This is a genomic window from Spirosoma validum, assembly GCF_014699035.1.
Classification (GTDB): domain Bacteria; phylum Bacteroidota; class Bacteroidia; order Cytophagales; family Spirosomataceae; genus Spirosoma; species Spirosoma validum.
This window is the reverse complement of record NZ_JACXAA010000011.1, coordinates 173564-195228: the sequence shown is the minus strand read 5'-3', so window position 1 is coordinate 195228 and position 21665 is coordinate 173564. Positions and strand designations below refer to the sequence as shown.

15 protein-coding genes are annotated in these 21665 nt (G+C 46.8%); 10 read left to right on the top strand and 5 right to left on the bottom strand.

The features are described from left to right. Positions 1–88 precede the first annotated feature (88 nt). From IC230_RS25270 to IC230_RS25260, 3 genes are read left to right on the top strand one after another with little or no spacing between them, the layout of a single operon-like run. Positions 89–1654 (top strand): right-handed parallel beta-helix repeat-containing protein, encoded by a 1566-nt coding sequence (locus IC230_RS25270; RefSeq protein WP_191041851.1) that lies wholly within the window; start codon positions 89–91, stop codon positions 1652–1654. Continuing rightward, positions 1651–2619, top strand: a complete 969-nt coding sequence (locus IC230_RS25265) for a glycosyltransferase family 2 protein (protein ID WP_317171838.1) — start codon at positions 1651–1653, stop codon at positions 2617–2619. The genes IC230_RS25270 and IC230_RS25265 overlap by 4 nt, the downstream gene beginning before the upstream one ends. Positions 2620–2678: 59 nt before the next feature. Next, entirely contained in the window at positions 2679–3875 is a 1197-nt protein-coding gene (locus tag IC230_RS25260) for a glycosyltransferase (protein ID WP_191041850.1), read from the top strand. A gap of 274 nt (positions 3876–4149) precedes the next feature. Here IC230_RS25260 and IC230_RS25255 read toward each other — a convergent pair whose 3' ends face one another. Continuing rightward, complete coding sequence (locus IC230_RS25255; RefSeq protein ID WP_191041849.1) at positions 4150–5364, bottom strand: glycosyltransferase family 2 protein; 1215 nt, start codon at positions 5362–5364, stop codon at positions 4150–4152. A 537-nt stretch (positions 5365–5901) separates the two neighbouring features. Between IC230_RS25255 and IC230_RS25250 the strand changes: the two genes are divergently transcribed. Both IC230_RS25250 and IC230_RS25245 read left to right on the top strand, forming a co-directional pair. Beyond that, a complete protein-coding gene (locus IC230_RS25250; protein ID WP_191041848.1) occupies positions 5902–8748 on the top strand; it encodes a right-handed parallel beta-helix repeat-containing protein in 2847 nt (948 codons plus the stop codon). 11 nt (positions 8749–8759) lie between these two features. Then, positions 8760–9977 (top strand): glycosyltransferase, encoded by a 1218-nt coding sequence (locus tag IC230_RS25245; RefSeq protein WP_191041847.1) that lies wholly within the window; start codon positions 8760–8762, stop codon positions 9975–9977. Here IC230_RS25245 and IC230_RS25240 read toward each other — a convergent pair. The 3 genes from IC230_RS25240 to IC230_RS25230 are packed head-to-tail and all read right to left on the bottom strand — an operon-like array spanning position 9960 to position 12850. Next, positions 9960–10997: an acyltransferase family protein gene (locus IC230_RS25240; RefSeq protein ID WP_191041846.1), complete on the bottom strand. Its 1038-nt coding sequence runs from the start codon at positions 10995–10997 to the stop codon at positions 9960–9962. The two genes, IC230_RS25245 and IC230_RS25240, sit on opposite strands and share 18 nt — an antisense overlap. 18 nt (positions 10998–11015) lie before the next feature. Then, on the bottom strand, positions 11016–11630 hold the full coding sequence (locus tag IC230_RS25235) for an acyltransferase (RefSeq protein WP_191041845.1): 615 nt from the start codon (positions 11628–11630) through the stop codon (positions 11016–11018). A gap of 14 nt (positions 11631–11644) precedes the next feature. Next, on the bottom strand, positions 11645–12850 hold the full coding sequence (locus IC230_RS25230; RefSeq protein WP_223860835.1) for a glycosyltransferase: 1206 nt from the start codon (positions 12848–12850) through the stop codon (positions 11645–11647). 327 nt (positions 12851–13177) lie between these two features. Between IC230_RS25230 and IC230_RS25225 the strand changes: the two genes are divergently transcribed. The 5 genes from IC230_RS25225 to IC230_RS25205 all read left to right on the top strand — a co-directional run bounded on the left by IC230_RS25225 (position 13178) and on the right by IC230_RS25205 (position 20535). Then, positions 13178–14044, top strand: a complete 867-nt coding sequence (locus tag IC230_RS25225) for a TolC family protein (RefSeq protein WP_191041844.1) — start codon at positions 13178–13180, stop codon at positions 14042–14044. A 97-nt stretch (positions 14045–14141) separates the two neighbouring features. Then, on the top strand, positions 14142–16325 hold the full coding sequence (locus IC230_RS25220; RefSeq protein WP_191041843.1) for a GumC family protein: 2184 nt from the start codon (positions 14142–14144) through the stop codon (positions 16323–16325). A gap of 4 nt (positions 16326–16329) precedes the next feature. Continuing rightward, positions 16330–17667, top strand: a complete 1338-nt coding sequence (locus IC230_RS25215; protein ID WP_191041842.1) for a lipopolysaccharide biosynthesis protein — start codon at positions 16330–16332, stop codon at positions 17665–17667. Continuing rightward, positions 17664–19103: an O-antigen ligase family protein gene (locus IC230_RS25210; RefSeq protein WP_191041841.1), complete on the top strand. Its 1440-nt coding sequence runs from the start codon at positions 17664–17666 to the stop codon at positions 19101–19103. Before IC230_RS25215 ends, IC230_RS25210 begins: the two co-directional genes overlap by 4 nt. A 160-nt stretch (positions 19104–19263) precedes the next feature. Next, positions 19264–20535, top strand: coding sequence for a glycosyltransferase (locus tag IC230_RS25205; RefSeq protein WP_191041840.1), 1272 nt, complete (start codon positions 19264–19266; stop codon positions 20533–20535). Here IC230_RS25205 and IC230_RS25200 read toward each other — a convergent pair. Continuing rightward, complete coding sequence (locus IC230_RS25200) at positions 20526–21662, bottom strand: glycosyltransferase family 4 protein (RefSeq protein WP_191041839.1); 1137 nt, start codon at positions 21660–21662, stop codon at positions 20526–20528. The two genes, IC230_RS25205 and IC230_RS25200, sit on opposite strands and share 10 nt — an antisense overlap. Positions 21663–21665: the final 3 nt, after the last annotated feature.

Below are 21665 nucleotides of genomic sequence, written 5' to 3'. Positions count from 1 at the left end.
CACCATTGTCTTCTCTGGAAACACTGAGTAGTAGGCAATCAAAAATAGAGTATAACCCTAAATGATACCTGTAATCAGTTAACGACTTATGCAAGCCTGGCTATATCTTCTTTTTTGGATAAGCACCACGATTGTCTGCGCCCAGGTCAATACGGATTGCCATTGCGACCAGGTGATTACAGCGAGTGGTACGTATAAGTACGATGGGCGGGCAATGCCTAATCAGACGGTGTGCATAAAAGCAGGCAACTACACATACCTGCAGTTCTTTAATTATGTAGGCACTCCGGAAAAGCCGATTCGATTTATCAATTGCGGAGGAAAGGTTGTGCTGGCCAATAGCAAGTCGCCCAGCGGACTGGCTTTTTATGATTGTAAGTTCTTTAAAGCTTCGGGTTCCGGTTCTGATTATGGCATTCGTGTTGACCAGACTGCACCCGGTGGCTTGGGCGTGAGTGTAACGGGCCAAAGTTCTGATTGTGAACTGGAATACATTGAAGTGGCTGGTTCTGATTTTGCCGGTATCATGGTGAAAACCGATCCCACCTGCGACCCCGCTACATGGCAGAATAACCTGGTTATGAAGAATATTAACATTCATCATAACTATATCCACGACGTAGGTGGCGAAGGTTTGTACATTGGCAACTCTTTTTTTAGCACGGGTATAACAAGAACCTGCGATGGAGCGGCAAAGGCGTTGTTCCCACATTTTATTTACGGCTTACAAATTCATCACAACCTGACGGAACGAACCGGTGCTGAAGGAATTCAGTATGGTTGTGCGCCAGATGCGATCGTGCATCATAACGTAGTGCGTAAGACCGGTACGTCGCCCTTTGCCACGTACCAGAATAATGGCATCCAGATTGGCGGTGGGGCTGGTGGACGTTTGTATAGCAATATTGTGAGCGAGGTGCCTGGCACGGGCGTTATTATCATCGGGCATCTGGGCAACACGCTTGTCTATGATAATTTCCTGCTGAAATGTGGCGAAATGGGCCTGTTCTGTGACGACCGGACTGGGTCGCAGGCAGGGGCATCCGTTTCCATTCTGAACAATACGATTATCGATTGTGGGAAGGAAGGGATCAAACTGTATAATGAAATTAACCGGAATACGGTCGCCAATAACGTAATAACTAAGGTCGCCCCTAACCAGAACGGGCGAATTGATTATTTGCTTTTTGGCCAGGGGGCAAAAGCTACCGTCTCAAATAATCGTTTCTCTGCTTCACCCGATTCATTAGGCTTTAGTAATGGCAATTCTGCCGAAAAAGGTTTTATGCTCGCCAAAAACTCTCCGCTGATTGATGCTGGCATCGACGTTGCCGACTTTGATGTCTTATTCGACTTAGCAGGGAATGTCCGTAAGATGGGCCATGCGGTTGACATCGGCGCACACGAATTTATGCCCGAAAACACGCTGATTCTCTTTCCGAATCCCCTGAAAGACGTTTTAACCATTCAGGCGGGGGCAGTTATCAATCGGATCACGATTTACAATGAGCAGGGGGTAGCTTTAGAAGATAACGTCCCCGCAACAGCAGCAGATGTCAGTTCTTTATCGGTGCAGTCACTGAAAGCGGGTGTATATATCGTGAATGTCGAAACGAAAGCGGGCAGAAGCGCCGGGAGGTTTGTGAAATTATGATGAATCTGCGCTACCAACACGAAGAGTCTCCCCAGCAAAGCACGCTGAGCGAAGAGAACGTAATGACTGATAAACCGCTGGTTTCAATCATCACAATTAATTACAATCAAACTGACACTACGTGTGCCTTTCTGGAATCGGCTCGTCACCTGACGTATCCGAACTACGAGATTATTCTGGTAGATAATGCATCTGTTGAGAATCCCTCAAAGCGAATTGCTCAAGGGTATTATTCCAACGTACGACTGATCAGCAATTCAAAAAATCTGGGTTTCACCGGAGGTAACAACGTAGGTATCGCGGCTGCGAAGGGTGATTATCTACTCATTGTCAACAACGACACAGAACTTACTCCCAATCTGCTCGAAAAACTACTGGAACCCTTTCTGGCAGATGATCGGGTCGGCGTTACGTGTCCAAAAATTCGGTATTTTGATCAGCCGGACGTAATCCAGTATGCTGGGTATGGACCGCTAAACAAACTAACCGGCCAGACAGGTGCTGTGGGTACGCACGAAGTGGACCGAGGGCAATATAATCGATCGGGACCAACCTGTTTTGCGCATGGGTGCGCGATGATGGTCAAGCGGGAAGTTGTCGAACGGGTTGGCCGGTTTGCCGAGCGGTTTTTCCTGTATTATGAAGAATTGGATTGGTCGCAGCGCATACAAAAGGCGGGTTATCTGATTTATTATCAGGCTACAGCACTAATTTATCACAAAGAATCCGTGTCTGTCGGGAAAGCCAATCCGCTGAAAGTGTATTACCTGACCCGAAACCGAATTCTGTTCATGAGACGGAATACGAATCCGTTTCAACTGACGGTATTTTATGCCTTTTTCCTGTGCTTCGCTTTACCCAAACATTCCTTGATTTATTCCGTAAAAGGCCAGTTCGCTTACCTAAAAGCTATTTGGAAAGGAACCTGGTGGAACCTGGTTTCGTCCAGTGAATCGCCAGTATAATGACCCTGAAATTTTATGCTTGCTTAATCTTTACCCTACCCTATTGACGCTTTACCAAAATGGAACTAGTGAATTTTTTAGAGCAGATTTCTTACGCATTATTTAGCCTTACGGCGTTTTTCGCGGTCTATTCGCTGATTTTCTCGATAGCTGGTTTATGGACCCGAAAGTCGGTCATCGTTAATGCGCAGAACGTCCAGTTGCCGTTTAAACGCATGGCTGTACTGTTGCCAGCCTACAAAGAAGACGCTGTCATTGTAGATTCTGCCAAACGAGCGTTAATGCAGGCGTATCCACAGCAAGCCTATGAAGTGATTGTCATTGCCGACTCGCTTCAGCCAGATACGCTCCGGCAGCTTTATGAACTGCCAATTCGGGTAATCGAAGTCAGCTTCGACGTATCGACAAAGGCAAAAGCACTGAATGCAGCGTTGTCACAGCTTGAGGGATTTGACGTATCGGTTATTCTGGATGCAGATAACGTAATGAGTGCTAGGTTCTTACATCTGGTGAATATTGCTTTTAATGAAGGCTGGCGAGCCGTGCAGGGCCACCGAATGGCAAAGAACAAAAATACAAGTGTTGCCATTCTGGATGCACTTAGCGAGGAGATTCAGAACCATATTCTTCGCAAAGGCCACCGTTCTTTAGGGCTCTCTTCGGCTCTCATTGGGTCGGGCATGGCTTTCGAGTTTGACCTCTTCCGCGATCTGATGGAGCATATTCATACGACGGGTGGCTTTGATAAAGAACTTGAAATGCGTTTGCTGAAACAACGGATTCGGATCAATTATCTGGAAAAAGCGATTTGCTATGACGAAAAAGTGCAGAATCTGGCTGTGCTTGAACGGCAGCGTTCCCGTTGGATTGCGGCTCAGTTGAAGTATGTGCGGCCTTATCTAAAAACCGCGTTCGGTCAACTATTGAAAGGAAATATTGATTATTTCGACAAATTCATCCAGGTCATTACGCCACCTCGGATGCTGCTGATTGGTGCGATGGGCTTCGGTTTAGTGATTTCACTGCTACTTCAATCGACAGGGTTGTTTTTATTGCTTTCGGGGCAATTACTACTATTGGCAATCGCTTACTACATCGCAACACCTTTAGAATTGAAAAATCAATTAACTTGGCAGGAATTTAGTCAGTTACCTGCCGTTTTTGTGCGTTTTGTACGGTCCTTGAGATGGATGACTCAGGCTGGAAAGCAGTTTATTCATACACCTCACAATACAACTGGGCCGACACCAAACTGAACGTTTGTAATTGAGTAGTTTTGGTTAAAAAGAGGAAGGTTGAAAAGTTGGGTAGGCTTCTGCCCAACTTTTTTGTTTCCAGATTTAGTGTCGTGTCTATCCTGAATAGGCTGAGAATAAACCGTCCTATCAATCAATAGCTTACTTGTTTGCTAACAACGCTTAATGCAAAGCGAATCCAGCGTAACGTAGTGGTGTGATGTCAGGTTCGAAAACCTGACATCACACCACTACGTTACGCTGGATTCAATTCAGTACGAGATAGCTAGTAACGTTAGGCCGCTCGACGTGCTTTTTCCCAGATACCTGTACTGGTGCCTGTACGGAAGCGCAGGTAGCCCAGAATGGCGCACCAGTTCATAAACGTGAAGTAATAAGGGATAAAGAAAATTTTCACTTTGAGCTGTCGACTGGCCAGAATATGGCCCAGAAAAGCGAATAAATAGAAGCCAATCTGGGCGATTAATAGTCCCATATACAGCTTGAATGATAAGGAGTTAGTACTAAGCAGGAAGGCCAAAATACTATTTACCAGCAAAATCAGCGGTAGACAAAAAGGCGTAACGGCCCAACGTAAAACCCGGTGAGAAATGTACTGAAATGAGAGCCAGCCGTACCGAAAAATATTGAGCAATTCGCCAAGGCGGCTGATCGACTGAAAGCCACCGGCCGCAATGCGGACCTTTCGTTTTTTCTCGTCGTCAATAGAAAAGGAGGGTCGTTCGATGGCATATGCTTCGGGTTCGTAAATAACTCGGTAACCCCGCTCTGCGATACGTAGTGAAATCATGAAATCGTCGAGCAGCGTATCTTTTTCAACGGGCTGATATAATTCGGTTCGGATGGCGAACAATTCACCGGCTGCTCCGACTACGCTGTAAAGTTCGGTATCGAGTTTTTTTAGGAAAGACTCGTATTTCCAGTAAAAACCTTCGCCGGAGCCTGCCGCTGACTCATTTGCTAACGTAACAATTCGCTTCTCGCCCGATACAGCTCCAACCTTTGGGTCTGCAAAATGACGGACAATATTTCGGATGGCTTCCGGATTAAGTGCCGTATTGGCGTCAGTAAAAATGGTAACGGGCGTTTCGACGAGCGGCATAGCGAGATTCATAGCCTCAATTTTGCCTTTCCGATCCCTGCCACTCTTAACGTGTAGGCGTGGTTCCTGCTTCTGAGCGTTTTCCAAAAGTTCCGTTGTGCCGTCGGTAGAGCCTTCCGTTACGAAGAGGAAGCGAATATTGTCGATTGGGTAGTCCAGAGCAAGGGAGTTCAGAAGCTTATTCTCAATATACCCCCGTTCATTATAAGCAGGTATAATTAGTGTTACGTTTGGATTGAAGCTCGGATCATTTGGCATAAGTCGGCCTTTGCCCATGAATCTGCGAATCTTGACAAGCAGCCAGATAAATAGCCCATAACCAACGTAGGTATAGAAGACCAGCAGAATTAATACCCAGAAAAGAATTTTTAGCAGGAGAACAGGCATAGATTGGGAGGGTTAACCAGGAGTTTGCTTAGAGCGTAGTACTGTAAATCTGCAATAATATAGGCCGAAAAAACTCAATAACGGGAACATTACCAATCTAGACAGTGATAATGTTTCTAAATTTCTATTGAATAAACAATATATCTTATTTAAGTTAAATATATTTAGAATAAGTTAACATTCATTTTAATTTAATACTATTAGTTTTGTGTGAAGCAGTCGTTTACTCAAAAGTCTCCATATAGCACATTAAATTCCGCTTAAAATTTTGTGAACAGCTAATAATGAGGACTATGCAATATACTTGTCGACCATAAATCTGTTGACTATTTCTGTCGTTACAAACAAATAGTTTAATAATTGACAAGAATTATGAGAGTATGTAAGTAATTTTATAGTTAACTATATTTATTTTCGGTTACATGATTGGTGAGCCTTCTTCAGACCAGTTTTGGATAAATCGAAAACTCTTGAACAGCTGGCACAATCGGTCTTGTAGTAATAAGTCTTATAACGATTCACTCAATCCCCCTACCTATGAAAAACTTAGTCTTTGCTATTGTTCTTTTCATGTATGCGAATCATGGCTTCAGCCAATCTGCCTGTAACTGCGACGTTACCGTTTCTCAAAGCGGCTATTATAACGTAAGCACCATGAATGTTCAGCCTGGTCAAACGATTTGTATTCAGGCCGGTACGTATTCTTCGTTGACGTTTGCCAATCTGCGGGGCTCAGCTTCCCAACCGATCACAGTAAAAAACTGTGGTGGTCTTGTTGTACTGGATGGTTCGGGTAATCCCAGTGGGATCACCTTTTCTAATAGCCAGTATTTTAAGCTTACCGGTACTGGGAATTCACAATATCAATATGGTATTAAAGTCCAGCGGACGAGTTCGGCAGCAGCAGCTATCGGTGCAGCCAGCCTAAGCAGTGATTTCGAAATAGAATACGTCGAAATCGCTGGTGCAGACTATGCAGGCATTGTAGCCAAGACTGATCCCAGCTGCGATCAGGCTACCTGGAAGCAGAACTTTACCATGCGCAATGTGAGTATACACCACAATTATATACATGACATTAACGGGAAAGGAATGATCCTGGGCTACAATGCTGCTAGCTTAACCCGGAGTTGCAGTGGCCAGAACGTTGTTATTTATCCGCACGACATTGTCGGACTGAAAGTGTATCAGAACAAAATAGACAAGGTGGGTGGAGAAGGAATTATATATGCGAGTGCTTCCGACGCTGATATTTATGGTAACCTCATTAAAACGACTGGAACCAAGTCGTCGGCGCCTGGGATTCAGCTGGGAAGCAATGCGGGAGGCCGGGTTTATAATAATCAAATCATAGGACCAACGGGGAATGGCATTGCGGCTTTAGGCTATCTGGGTGGTAATCAGTTTTACAACAATATCGTTGCCAAGTCCAGGCTAAATGGTATTTATATTGCCGATAAGCCGGAAACTATACAAAATTCTACAGTTCTGCTGGCGAACAACACAGTCGTTGAGACTGGCGGGGCTTCGATCAGACTTGACAACACAAAAAGCATTAATACCGTAATCAATAATGCGCTCGTAAAACCCGCAACCAACGTACCACTCAGCCTTCTCCAGAATGTTCGGGTGACGGATCAGAATAACTATAAAGGAAGTAATGCAACTACAGTTCTGTTTGTCGATCCGAACGCCTATGACTATCATCTACTCGCAACCTCTACGCTGGTCAATGGTGGTCAATCGGTAAGTGGTTTGGGTATTCAGACTGATATAGAAGGCAATCCCCGGTCGGCAAATGGCACGCCGGATATAGGTGCTTACGAATATCAGCTTGCACCGGTGGCGGGTTGTAAGGTTACAATCTCACAAAATGGTAATTACAATGCCGCTCAGCTGGGGGTTAATCCGGGCGAGAAAATATGCATCCAGGCCGGTACGTACAATCGGATCGCCATTGCTAATATTACAGGCACGGCAGCCAATCCGGTCACGGTTGTTAACATAGATGGTTTGGTAACGTTTGATGGTACGTCCAATCCTACGGGTCTGGCGTTGAACAACTGCAAATATTTCAAATTGACAGGGAGTGGTGATCCGCAGTATCCGTATGGAATCAAAGTGCAGCAAACAGGCGCTGGCGTTTCGGGGATTACCATTGCCAGCCTAAGTGATTACGTTGAAGTAGAACGGGTAGAGATAGCCGGAGCTGACTTTGCAGGCATCATGATTAAAACGGACCCTACCTGCGATCCTGCTACGTGGCGTCAGAATTTCACCATGCACAATGTAAAGGTCCATCACAATTACATTCATGACGTGAAAGGAGAGGGCCTGTATATCGGCAACACGTTCTACAGCCAGGGCATAACCCGTACTTGCGATGGACAGAGCGTGACTTTATATCCCCACGATATTGTTGGTTTACAGGTTTATCAAAACAGAACCGAGCGGACTGGCGCAGAAGGTATTCAGTATGCGTGTTCTTCCGACGCCGAAGTGCATCATAATACGGTGATCGATACGGGCCTTTCGCCGTTTGCTCTGTATCAAAGTAATGGTATTCAGATTGGTGGTGGTGCTGGTGGCCGATTGTATAATAATATAATCAGAAATTCGAAAGCGGATGGGATTGTTGTTATTGGGCACTTAGGCAATAATAAAATCTTTAATAATTTGATTACCGACTCCGATGAGTACGGGATATTTTGCGACGATCGGACGGGCTCTATTCCAAATACACCGGTTATCATAGCGAATAACACCATTATCCGAACACGTTTGGATGGAATTGCGCTCTTCAACGAGATTAACTACACAACTGTAGTTAATAACGTAATCATGTTCCCCGGTTCTGGATTTTACATTTATGCAAATGAGGGCGTACCATACGCCGATCAGAACAACTTTAAGTCAACTGATTACAACAACAATACGTTTGCAAATATTGGTGCGGGCGATTACCATCCCCGTGCTGGATCGCCCCTGGTCGATGCAGGCAGAGATGTTGGTGGATATGGTGTTACGTTCGATTTAGACGATAATCGGCGACCCGCTAATAATAAGTATGACATTGGCGCTTATGAATATGGTTCGACAGCAAACGCCCGGATGGCCTATGAAGATTACGTGGAACCTACTGTTGCATTGACAGCGTATCCTTCGCCCTGTGTCAATAAATTAACAATTCAGTTAAAAAGTAAACAATTAATTAAAAAAATTGACGTATATGCGTTAAATTCCGAAGCCGTGATGCAGGTAACACCCGAAAAACCAGCATCTATAGTTGAGTTGTCAGTGAGTTCATTAACTGGAGGTATGTATTTGGTTCGCGTTACCGACTCTGATGATCAGCTTATCAGTACTAAGTTTGTTAAGCAGTAATACAGGCTTTTATGAAAGCAGAAAGTATCCTATGCATCGGCCAAACGCCCTGGAAAGGCGATTTTCAGCGGCCAGCGGTTCAGCTTCTTACCGAATTAGCGTTGCACTACAACGTACTCTACGTTGATTATCAATACACGGCCAAAGATGCTGCTATGCATTTTTTGGGTGGCAAGAAGGTGCCCATGCAGAAAATACTGCGGACGTCGGGGGATTTGGAGTCCCTTAGGTTAGCTAATGGCGAGGAGATTCATATCTGGACTCCTCCCGTTATGATGCCGGTTAACTCAATGCCCGAAGGCTTGCATGATACATTTTTGACTGTGAATATCCAGCGTCTGCTCAAGGGCTTGTTACCCGTTATGCAGCAGTTAGGTATTCAGAATCCTATTGTAATCAATGCCTTCCACCCCGTGTATGGCCTAGCACTCATTGGAAAACTCGGCGAAGGGGCAAACATTTATTACTGCTTTGATGAAATTACGGCCGAACCCTGGATGGCCCGGCATGGTACCCGATACGAACCCGAGTACCTTCGGCGGGTCGATGCGGTGGTCACTACGTCCGAAACGTTACGTATCGCTAAAAGTAGATTGCAGCCCAACAGCTATACGGTGAAGAACGGCGCTAATTTCGACCTGTTCCGACAGACGTACGAACTCCGCAAAAGCCGGGATGTAACCCATAAAACCGTAGGCTATCTCGGTACCGCCGATAATCGACTCGACCTGGATTTGATTGAGCATTGCGTTCAACGGATGCCCGAGGTTCGTTTTCAGTTTTTGGGCCCAGTGAATCACCCAAGTCTTGTACCGCGACTTGGGCAGTACCTAAACGTTGAATTCATTAGTCCGAAAGAACCTCACGAATTGCCCGACTATCTGGCGCGCATGCACGTAGGGATGATTCCGTTCGTGCGGAACGAGCATACGTACACGATTTATCCGCTGAAAATCAACGAATATCTGGCGGCTGGTATGCCGGTTGTTTCGACTGAGTTTTCAATGCTGGACGATTTCACGGGTGTTGTTCGGTTAGCCAATACGCCTGAGCAGTTTGCTGAAGGTTTGCAAGCTGCTTTGAACGAAAATGATCCAGATCTGACAAAACGCCGAATCGATATGGCAGAAGCCAATTCATGGGCGCACCGGGCGCAGGAGTTTGAGCAGGTTATAAAGAAAACGCTTAACCGGCGCGTAGGGCAGGAAGCTTTAGCTAGTCTTGAATAAACTCGTGTTCAGCAATCGCTTGATTCCTTGATTGAACAGGAGCGATAGCCCCAGAGCCGCAACAAAAATGAGCGCAATGATAGCTATAGTCAGCCGCTGCTGTGGATAAAATGTCAGATAGATGCTGAGGGGAACCATGTGCATGATATACAGCGAATAGGAAAAAGATTCTACCCAGAGCACGAACGTATTGATTCCAGTTACTACGTTGCCCATACGATACAGGACAACACAGGCGCATACGTAGCCGACAAACGCGAAGTAATCATTGAAGATCTGGCCGGTTTGCCCACCTTTCAGAACCAGACCGGCCGTAATGCTAATACCCAGCATCGCCAGGACCAGGTAGACGTACCACGGGCGTTTCAGCAACGCAGGTAACAACTGGTTTCGGGCTACGATGATCCCCAGGGTAAACTCCCACAGGTACTGCAAAAAAAAGCTGTTCCATACCCGTACACCTGCCTTTCCCAAGTACGTAATGAACAAGCTGTAAGCCAGTGATATAGCGATAGCGAACAGCATCGATCGGACCGAACCAAGCCGTTCAACAAGCCGAATAAGTACGGGGAAAAGCAAATAAAACTGGATGATGGTAGAAATAAACCAGAAATGGCCACCGAAACTGCGTGTGTAGGGTTCGATGAACATTTTGTAGAGTAGCAAATGGCTTAGTAACTCGTTGATTCCGTCAGGGTAAATGTGAAGCCATAGATTCAGGCCGAAGATGAGAACGATGCCTACGTAATAAGGCACCAGCACTTTCACAAACCGTCGTTTAAAAAACGAGCCCCAATCCCTGTAGCGAGATAAACTCAGGCCATAACCCGATAAAAACAGGAAGACGTGTACGCCCGTGCCGCCCAACTGTACGGCTTTAGAAACAAAAAAGGGGAGGGGAGCCAGCCTGAAGTAATGAAAGAGAACAATTGTCAGGATCGAAAAGCCACGGGCGAATTGAATAAATCGATCTCGTTGGATAGTAGGTGGTACGGTAGGCGTAGTGGTATAAGAAACCATAGGCTAGGGAGTAGATAACTATACAGATTTCCAGGTGGCAGATGCTACGTCATACTGTCGGATGACCCGGGCTGGATTGCCAACGACGACTGAATAAGGCGGTACGTCTTTTGTAACGACGCTGCCTCCCCCCACCACCGAATGCTTTCCGATGCGTACACCGGCTGTAATCACTACGTTCGCGCCAATCCAGCACTCGTCTTCGATGATAATCGGACGGGTCGACACCGGCTGGAGATTAATCGGTACATCAATGGCTTCGTAACTATGATTTAAGCCCGACATCACTACGTGTTGCGCAATGATCACATGATTACCGATCTCCACCGGGCCAATGACAACCGAACCGATGCCAACGCGTACGTCATGCCCGATCGTTACGGGGCCAACACCATTGTTGACAACCGCGTAGTCTTCGATGGTTGAGCGATCCCCCAGCGTAAACGGCCGGAACGGCAATACGTCCATCCGCGCAGACGAACAAATGACCGAACGACGATGGCGCTGATGGACCCAGGGATTCACGAAATAATGGACCCATAATCTCGGACGAGCCTGGCCGGCAGGCATAAGCAGCCAGAGTAGCCAGCGTTTGAGTGCCGGTTTATCCTTTAAATAGGTATCAATTGTCATGCGAGAGTCTGAAATTAGTCCTGGTACGTTATCGCCATAGTTTCCTGAATGGCGGAGAGCATGAGAGCGACAGAGTTTTCCCAGGAATGTCCTTTGGCAAACGCCACCCGTTCTGCCGACGTCGACAGATTATTTTTAAGAAGCGCCCGCCCAAGCTGATCGATAAACTCATCAGCTGTACTGGCCAGCAATACATGTTCTTTGAAAATTCCCATGGCGTCTGTTCGAACCGCTACGACTGGTTTGCCCATGGCTAAGTATTCGTCGATCTTACGAGGATAGTTTCCGATCGTTACGTCGTTGATCAACTGGGGATTGATCAGTACGTCCAGATGATGAAGATAAGCCGGGAGTTCGGCGGGACTTTTCAAGCCCAGAAAATAGACATTCGATAAATCGTGGAGCGGACTGGTCCTGAAGGCTTCATCTTCTGGTCCGATCAGGACGAGCTGCCAGTAGGGACAACTGCGAGCCACTTTTTCAAGCAGGGCAAGATCTAGCCGCAGGGATGTCAGCGCACCCGTATAACCAATCCGGGGGGAAGGAATAGCCGCCAGATCGTCCGGGAGCGGGTGAAGCACGTTGGCGTCGAACTGGCTTAACTCACAGCCCTGGCCTACGTAAACGGCATTTGTATTATAGGTCGATGCTAAACCGGTCAGGTACGTAGAATTACCGACTACCAGATCAGCCTTGTGCATCAATTCTGGTTCGAGCCGGAGCCCGTGCCGTTTCCAGAAGGGTACAGCCAGCAGATTGTCTCTGGTATAATAAACGTATATCGCTGGCTTCAGTAGTTCCTTTAGATAGAATCCCCGGAACATGTCGCTATCGTTAATAAAGGCAACCTGATTAAAGTCGAGCTGATCGATGCATTCCTGCACTTCACTGGCAAGAAGCCGGTTGTTCCGCCAATTGAAAAAATCGTAGATTTTTCCATCGGGCAGCCAGTTGATAGACGATAAGGTAGCTGAAGGATAATAGACCCAGAGCGTAGACTGAACCTGTACCAGTCCGGCTGTGCGTGCGGAATGGGTACGCTGTTTCCGCTGACGGAATTTTGTTGCCCAATCCAAGGGAGGACTAATGAATAAGACCCGATGAGTTTGCGCCAATGATAAAGCAATATCCCTGGCATTGGAGCCAATTGGTTTATCCCAGGCTTGCAGGGACATAATAACAAAGTCGTATTGGTCGGGCATATGGTCTTTATAATACATACCTTATGGCTAATCACGGTTTCACCGAAAATTGTACATTACCATGAATTAATGAGTAGAATTTATTAAATAACTTATTCCGGTAATTTGTTTCTAAGTACGTATTAAAAGTTTATTTTATTTGGATATTGTTAATAATAATGATACTTGATGTGATCAAATATAAATAGTTTTTCGTAATTATGCAGAGCAGTACCTATACATGATTACATTTTATACACGAACTCCCTATTGAATTATACTATGTTGTTACGGTGTATAATTATTCAGCGAACCCGTTTGTTGACTCATCTTTTCTCTGCTACGTTCTTATCTACAGCTTTATTAATGGCCCCTGGAATAATTTCTTCGGGGAATGGTCAGGGAGTCCTGCAATCAGGTGCAAAGGCGTCACTTCCCGCTACCAATTCAATTGTTGAGACGCCGTCCGATACGTTTCTGCTCGATTTCAATAAAGATATTGTCGACCAGATCCTGCCTTTCGATAGTCTTTACCAACTGGCCGTCAAGAATTCGCCAGTACTGAAGTTTGAACGGGCTAATGGAGAAGCCGAAAAGGCAAATTATAATTTTTCCAAGATTGTTGTTCTTAAGAATGTCTATCCGTTCCTTAACTATTCAAATGGCACGCAGAGTCTGGCGTCTAACGGTACGCTTGTCAGCGATCTCTCCCAGATCATAAACGGATACCGCTACGGCATAAACGTACAGATTCCTTTCGACGAACTTATTGGCCGAAAAAGCAAGATGCGGCAGGCAGCCGCTACGTATCGGGCCGTGGTCGCCAGACGCGAAATAGAAGAGTTGAATCTTAAGCGGGAGATGATCAAAGTCTATCAGGACATGCTGACGTCTCAGCGGATTCTCAGAGTTCGCTACCGAGATGAGCAAACGTCGGGGATGGCTTTTCAGGTCGCTGAAGTCGAACTCAAACAGGGAAAAATTGAGCCTCGGGAGTTAGCACAGATCAGTAACTTCTACGCCCAGGCCAAAAGCGCAACCGAGTACCAATCGGGCGAATTTCTCAAGCACTTTTATGATTTGCAGGCACTGATCGGCGTACCGATTCAATACCTGCAAATGTCGACTAAGGTAGTTCCTATTTTGCCCCAATCGGAACAGATGCCCGTAAACGTACTGCCGTCTTCATCTAAACCTGAATTGAAGAAGTCCGAATCCAAAAAGAAGCCGTAACGATCGTTATTCAGCTTTACGCTTTATCCAAATTAACCCCCGACGAGCTTATAAATGCCGTACGTGGGTATTGAACCAGCTTTAATCGACTACTTTGATGCTACTACTTCGTCTACTCAAACGTAATGTTCTGTGGCTGCTCTTATTGCCTGCCCTGACTGCCGCTACCGTTTATTATTTTACCCGGAACTTGCCAAAAGTTTATCGCTCGACAGCCACGATTTACACGGGATTAGCTTCTGGATACTCCATTCTATCCGACGAACAGAACAGCTGGGTTAGCCCAGAAGTGGTTAATAATGAGTTCGACAACCTGTTTACCACCATCAACTCGCAGGAAACGATGATGCGGGTAGGTACGCGTCTGCTTTCGCGTCATCTGCAACTGAAAAATTATGATTCACTCATCCTGGGCCGTCAAGGCTATCGGCAACTGGAGCAGATTAAAGCAAAAATAAGTAAGTACGTCGTGAACGGTGAAGACGAGACCGCTACGTATCTGCGACTGGATGGTCTGGCACATGCCAAAGGAATAAACCCTGTGAAAACGCTGCTCCTGCAAGGCGGAACGTACTATTCGGTCGGCAGAATCAAGAATGTAAAGACTGTTCGTAAAAGCGGTAGCGATATGCTGCTGATGGAATACGAGTCCGACGATCCAGCCATTACGCAGGCAACGCTGGCCTTGCTGATCGAAGTGTTTCGGGAGCGTTATGCCAATTTCAAATCGTCGGAGGCTAACTCGGTAGTCAAGTATTATACCGATCGGACACGTAATACGCAAAATTCACTGCAACAGGCTGAGACAAAATTGAAATCGTTTGGTGTCACCAATAAAATTGTTGATTACGGACAGCAGACGATTACAGCGGCCACCTCCAAAGCCGCACTGACGAACGACTATAATCAGGAAATGATGCAGTACCAGGCGGCTAAAGCAGCCATGGCTACGCTGGGAAAGCGAGTGTCGGACCGGTCATCGGCGATTGCTAACAATGAAGCCTTCATCAATAAACGGGAAGAAATTGTCAAAGTACAGACGCAACTGGCCAATGCCCGGTCGTATGGTCAGCCGAAAAGCGTTATTGCCGATCTGGAAACGAAACTGAATCGGTTAACGAGCGACATGAAATCTGTGGCCCTGCAACATTATGAGTTCGGCAACACCACCGAATCGGTTGCCCAGCGAACGCTGGTGGATGAATGGCTTAAAAAAGTGATGACGTATGAAGAGTCGGCAGCCAGACTAGGTGTCTACGAAAAGCAGATCAAGGAGTTGGACAATACAACCAATCAGCTCGCACCGTTAGGCTCGACGCTCAAGCAACTCAATCGCGACGTAGACGTAGCGGAAAAAGAGTATATGGAAAATTTAGCGGAACTGAATAAAGCCCGCGTTCGGCAGAAAAACGCAGAGATGGAAGGGCCTCTATCTGTGTTAGACGAGCCGGATTTTCCAATGGCACCCCTGGCATCAAAACGAAAAATGCTGGTTGGCGCTGGGTTAGCAACGGGTCTGGTGCTTGCCCTGCTGCTGATGCTGGTCCGATACATGCTGGATAACCGCGTTACATCTCCCCAGCATGCAGAAACGCAAACTGGTTTTTTAATGGTAGCGTCCTTTCCAGTGGTTGGTAAGCGTTCTGCCAAAGCGTTGCGGACAGCGCAGGCTATGCTTGAACAACTACGCTCAACCATCGCTATTGAGCTAAAAGCCCAAACGCTTAAACTTCCTTACACGGTTGTTACGTTGGTAAGTAATCGCCCGAAACAAGGAAAATCATGGATTAGTATGCGGCTTGCCGAGCAATACGCTCAGGCTGGTCATACGGTGGCGTATCTGTATCCGCAACTGGCTAAGGATCAACCGGCTGAAGTCCCTAACGTTACGTTCATCTCTTACGCGGTTGGTTCCGACTTTATCGACGTGCCTGATGTTGATACGTTAATGAAGCGAAATGCGAACGTTGATGCCGCTCCGTATGATCTTATCCTGCTGGAATTGCCGAGTTTAATTAATCACGCTATACCCACTCATCTTGTTGGTCAGACGAACGTATCGGTGTTTGTAGTTAACGCCAAAGCAGTCTGGACAAGAGAAGATGCGCAACTGACAGCGCTTTACAAAAGAGCTGCAACGCATTCGGTCATTGCTGTTTTAAATCAGGTCGATCTGAGTATGGTTGCTGTACCACCGGTGTTGGAGCGCGCATTTTCCCCGGCTAGTTCGGCCCCTCAACCGAAGGTAATGCCGTTGCCCGAACCTGTGAAAACTGCCTGACCCGATGAAACGAATCCGCGTTGAACGTATCGTCGGACTATTACGCAAAAACGCTGTCGTATCGCTCCTGGGTAACGGAACCGGCGCTTTTCTGGGGTTGATTACTCTGGCCTTACTGGCCCGCTGGCTTCCGAAAGAAGAATTTGGCAGGTGGACGGTCTTCCTGACTACGTATACACTATTCGAAACGGTGCGGATGGGGCTATTGCTAAATGCGCTCATTCGATACACGGCCGGCATGGTTTCTGAGGAGGAGTTCCGTCGGTGGGTAGGTGCTACGTGGCAGGTGGGTATTGTTTTCACCGCCCTAACGAGTCTGTTATTGATTGGACTCGTTTTCGGTTTCCCGGTTTTAGGTAGGCAAATCAGCGATCCCGAAACGGTGCTATGGTTCGTTGCGGTGGCCATCATTACGTTACCCGCTAATATGTCGACCTGGTTTCTGCACGCCAGATCCCGGTTTTTACCACTGCAGGTGATCCGTATTGCCGTGCCCCTGGTATTTCTCCTGTTATTTAGCTGGGATTGGTTCAACGGCTCATTTACCTACAATGGCTTATTTCGAAATTACTTCATTGCCAACGGAAGCGTTAGTGTGCTCGTACTCCTGGCGGGGTGGAGTCGCTGGGAGGAGATTCGGTTTGGCCTGAAAGAACACCGGCGGCAGTTGATTGCGTTTGGTAAATACAGTATCGGTACGTTGCTGATAGCCAATTTGTTACGTAGCGCTGATATCTTTCTGCTCAGCGCTTTCTTAGGACCAGCAGCCGTTGCGTTTTATGCCATTCCACAGCGATTTATCCAACTGCTGGATACGCCCGTTCGCAGTATTGTCGTGACTGATATTCCGCGGTTAGCGGAATTACACCAGCGGCATCAGCTTTCGTTATTCGTCGAGCATTTTCAGCGAAGCGCGGGTCGATTATGGATGCTGTTGTTACCCGTTTCATTGGCCGGATTCGTGCTGGCGGAACCACTGGTTACACTGCTCGGCGGTACACAATACCGGGATGGTGCCCTGATTCTGCGGCTGTTTATGATTCAGGGGGCTTTGATTCCGCTCGAACGTTATTCCGGCATTGGCCTGGATGCCGTTGGTCAACCCCAGGCTAATCTGGCGAAAGTGCTGATCATGTTGGTTGTAACCATTAGTGGCGATCTCCTGGCGCTTTATCTGTTTCAGTCGGTGGCGGCCGTTGCCTTTATTTCGATCCTAACCTTTTGTGCTGGTCTGTTTTCCGGGTTCTGGTTCATGGGCCGATACGTATCCGTTACGTTAATTGGAACCATCCAGTCGGGCTGGAAAGATTTGTCGGGCCGTTTAAACCGAATTACCTCATGACCGAAGCAATACAACAACTACGACTTTCTTTTGATGCGCGGCTATGGGTATACACCGTTGTCGGAACCGTGCTGGCGCTGATCGCTGGGTTCGTTATTGCCCAATTTGGGATAATGGGCATGGCTGGCCTGATACTAGCCCCAATTGCAGTCGCGTTTATCGTTGCCGCGTTGATGCAGCCACGTATCGGTTTGTTTATCTATCTCCAGATTTGCTTCATTGTCAATGGCTTATTTCGGATTTTGCCGATAACGCTACCCTATGGCATGTTAGCCGATGCGCTCTTGGTGTTAAGCTTGTTGGGGGTTATGATAAACGCCAGGAAAATGGATTGGAAGCAGTTGAAATCACCGATATTCTATCTGATCCTGGGTTGGTTTGTATACACATGCCTGCTTATTTTCAACCCGCTATCCCCGTACACACCCGCCTGGATATTCGCTGTCCGCGCTATTTCGCTCTATTGGGTCCAGGTAACGATGTTAAGCTTACTGCTCATCAAGAGTCGTCAAGACATTGAGCTATTGATTCGATTGTGGTTACTCTGGTCCGTATTAGCAGCTCTGTGGGCGTTTAAACAGCAATACATCGGCCTTACGCCGGGCGAAGTACAGTGGCTGAATTCGGGGGCAGCCAAGACACACATGCTGTTTGGGCATTTGCGGAGCTTCTCGTTCTATTCGGATGCTGGTCAGTTCGGAGCCGAGATGGCGTACGCTACGTTGCTGGCAACGATTCGGCTTCTGGAAGAAAAAGGTTTTTGGACCAAACTGATTTACGCCGTGTTAGCCGCTACGTTGTTCTGGGGGTATGCCGTTTCGGGAACTCGGGGGGCTCTTTCGGTGCTGCTGGTGGGGTTACCCTTGTATGCTGTTTTACGAGGGAATATCTGGCTGCTTGTTGCGGGGGTATTCCTGGCTGGATCGCTCTTCGGTATTCTTAAGTATACGAGTATCGGTGGAGGTAACTATCAGATTCACCGCATGCGAACGGCCCTGGACCCTGAAGACGAATCGTTTCAGGTGCGGTTGGAAAACCAGCGGAAATTAGATGAGTATATGAATGACAAACCCTTCGGCGTAGGGATCGGTACCTCCGGCGACTGGGGCCGTCGTTTTGCGCCGGGTTCATTTCTGGCGGAAACCCCACCCGACAGCTGGCTGGTGAAAATATGGATCGAGACAGGAATCGTTGGGCTAGCCTACTTTATCTTGATTATTCTAAGTGCCTTCGTTGTGGGTTATCGACAGATTTTGCAACTGAAAGATCGTCAGATGAAGATTGCAATGGCTTCGTTCCTGGCAGGATTTCTTGGTATTTGCGTGGCCAGCTACGGAAACCCGATTTTTGGCCAATTCCCAACGAATTCGATTATGTATATCAGTATAGCCGTATTTACAACATGCGTAAGATTTGAAAGAAATACTTCAATTTAGTTTACCGATAAGTAATTTTATTAATTAGGGGTTATTATTAATTAGGTATATTTCATTATTATTGTAGTAGTTAGTACTGATTTATTCAGCAAAGCTTGCTCCCGGTCTGCTGAGTAAATCAGTATTAAAATAACGCTTCATTGTCTGTATCGGGATAGCTATGATCCTAACTTCTATCTACTTTCTTGCTTTCCTGATTTGCAGTTACACGGCCATCAATACCCTATATCTGGCTTTGTTTGCCATTGCGGGTCGTATCGTTCCGTCGAAAGAACCTGCCGAACTTTTACCCGTTACTACGTTCCGACGCATGGCTGTGATGGTGCCAGCTTATCGGGAGGATAGCGTTATTGTGGAGTCTGTTCTGGCTAATCTGGTACAGACATATCCACGTAGTGCCTACGATCTGATTGTTATTGCTGACTCGTTTCAGCCTGCTACGTTGAAAGAGTTAGCTAAACTACCCATTCGGGTTATTGAAGTATCATTTGACGTATCCACTGTGGCGAAAGCTTTACGGGCAGGTATGCAGAAGCTGAGCGCTGATGGCTATGACGTGATCGTTGTGGCAGATGCTGATAATCATATGGCGCCCGATTTTCTGGATCGGGTCAACATGGCGTTCGACGAAGGTTGGCGGGCAGTGCAGGGGCATCGGGTTGCTAAAAATAAAAACACAACGGTAGCCGTTCTGGATGCCATCAGTGAAGAAATTAATAACCATATTTTCAGAAAAGGCCATCGGGCGTTAGGTATTTCTCCGTCCTTCATTGGATCGGGTATGGCGCTGGAATATGGCTTAATGGAGCAGTATATTACCCAAACCAACGATATCGGCGGCTACGACAAAGGCTTGGATATGTATGTCCGGGAGCATGATATAAAAATTGCTTATCTGGAGAATGCACTGATCTACGACGAAAAAGTGCAGACTGGCGTTGTCTTTGAGCATCAGCGCACCCGCTGGATTGAAGCGCATCTGTTTTATCTCGAAAAGTATTTTTTCAAAGGAATAGCTGCCTTTTTTACAGGTCGATTCGACTACGCTGATAAAGCCTTTCAACTTTTCATTCTGCCAAGAATTTTATTGCTGGGCATTTTGTCGATCGGAGTAGGCGTCAGCTTCCTTTTCGATATTTCCTGGCTTTTTCAGGCGATGGGGATTCAGTTAGCCGTTCTCTGTTTTGTGTTGATCCTTTCGATTCCTGGTTACCTCATTAAACTGATCAGCATAAAAGAACTTGTTACGCTCCCGATGCTCTTCCTGCGTTTTACCCGTTCGACATTGAATTTTCGCAAAGCCCGGAACCGATTTCTGCACACGCCCCACGGTATTCAAACAAAACCGCAGGACCTGTCTGATCCTGCGGCTCCTTCATCCATTCCCCCGATAACAGTCGATCCTAAGTTATCGCTTAACAATCATGAATAGCTGTATTCGCGCTTAAGTATGCTCAGGTAAGCATCTTCGATCTGCCGGGCCATTGATGCACCATCATAACGCTCTTTGATCGTTAAATACGCCTGATCCGCCAGCTTTTTCCGGAGTTTGCTATTTACGTGTAATCGTTCAATAGCTTCGGCTAACTGTTGCGGTTGTTGTGGATCGATCAACAACCCGTTAACGCCGTCTTTAACCAATTCTTTAGAACCATCTACGTGCGTAGCAATAACGGCTTTGCCAATAGCCATAGCCTCGATTAAGCCAATTGGCTGGCCTTCCCATAGTGAAGGTAAACAGTAAATATCGCTGGCGTTGAGCACATCAGGAACGTCGAGCCGAAAACCATCGCGTACTACCCGATCCTGTAGCCCATTCTGTTCAATGGCTGCCGCTACGTCCTGATCCAATTCACCCTGACCAATCAGGAGCAAGGTAATGTCCTTGTGACGATCGGCTATTACTTTAAAGGCCTGAATCATTGTAATGGGGTCTTTCTGCAACGTCATACGCGCTAGAAAAAGAACCAGTGTATGATCGGCAGGGATACCATAAGGCGTACGAACGTCGGTAAAATCCTGCTCCCGCTGGAAGCGTTGCGTGTCTATTCCATAAAAAATAATCTTCGATTGAAACCCTTTGATGAGTTGCTGTCCAGTCTTATGATTTGAGTTCGATACGGTAATCGTCAGATCGGCCCAGCGGGTCAGCATTCGTTCGGCTGTAATGCGGGCGTTACGTATCAGAAACGATTGATCGGGGTGAAATGACCAGCCATGCACGGTATAGACAATCGGAATTTTACACTGCTTGGCTGCCCAGACAATGTTCATGTTTGCCCGGGTACCGTGTACGTGAATCAGGTCGATTTGCTCTTCTTCCAGTAAGGATTTGACCTGCCGCCACATCTGAACATTTATCGGACTTTTTCCAGGAATGACGTGCGTCGTGATACCACTGGCCCGAAGTTTATCGACCATGGGACCGGGCGTAAACGAGAGAACAATAGGCTCAAATTGTTCCTTATCCAGAAAGTTCACCAGGTTCAAAACATGACTTTCTCCACCACCAATCTTCCCTTGACGAATGGCCTGAAGTACTCTGATTTTACCGCTCATGAT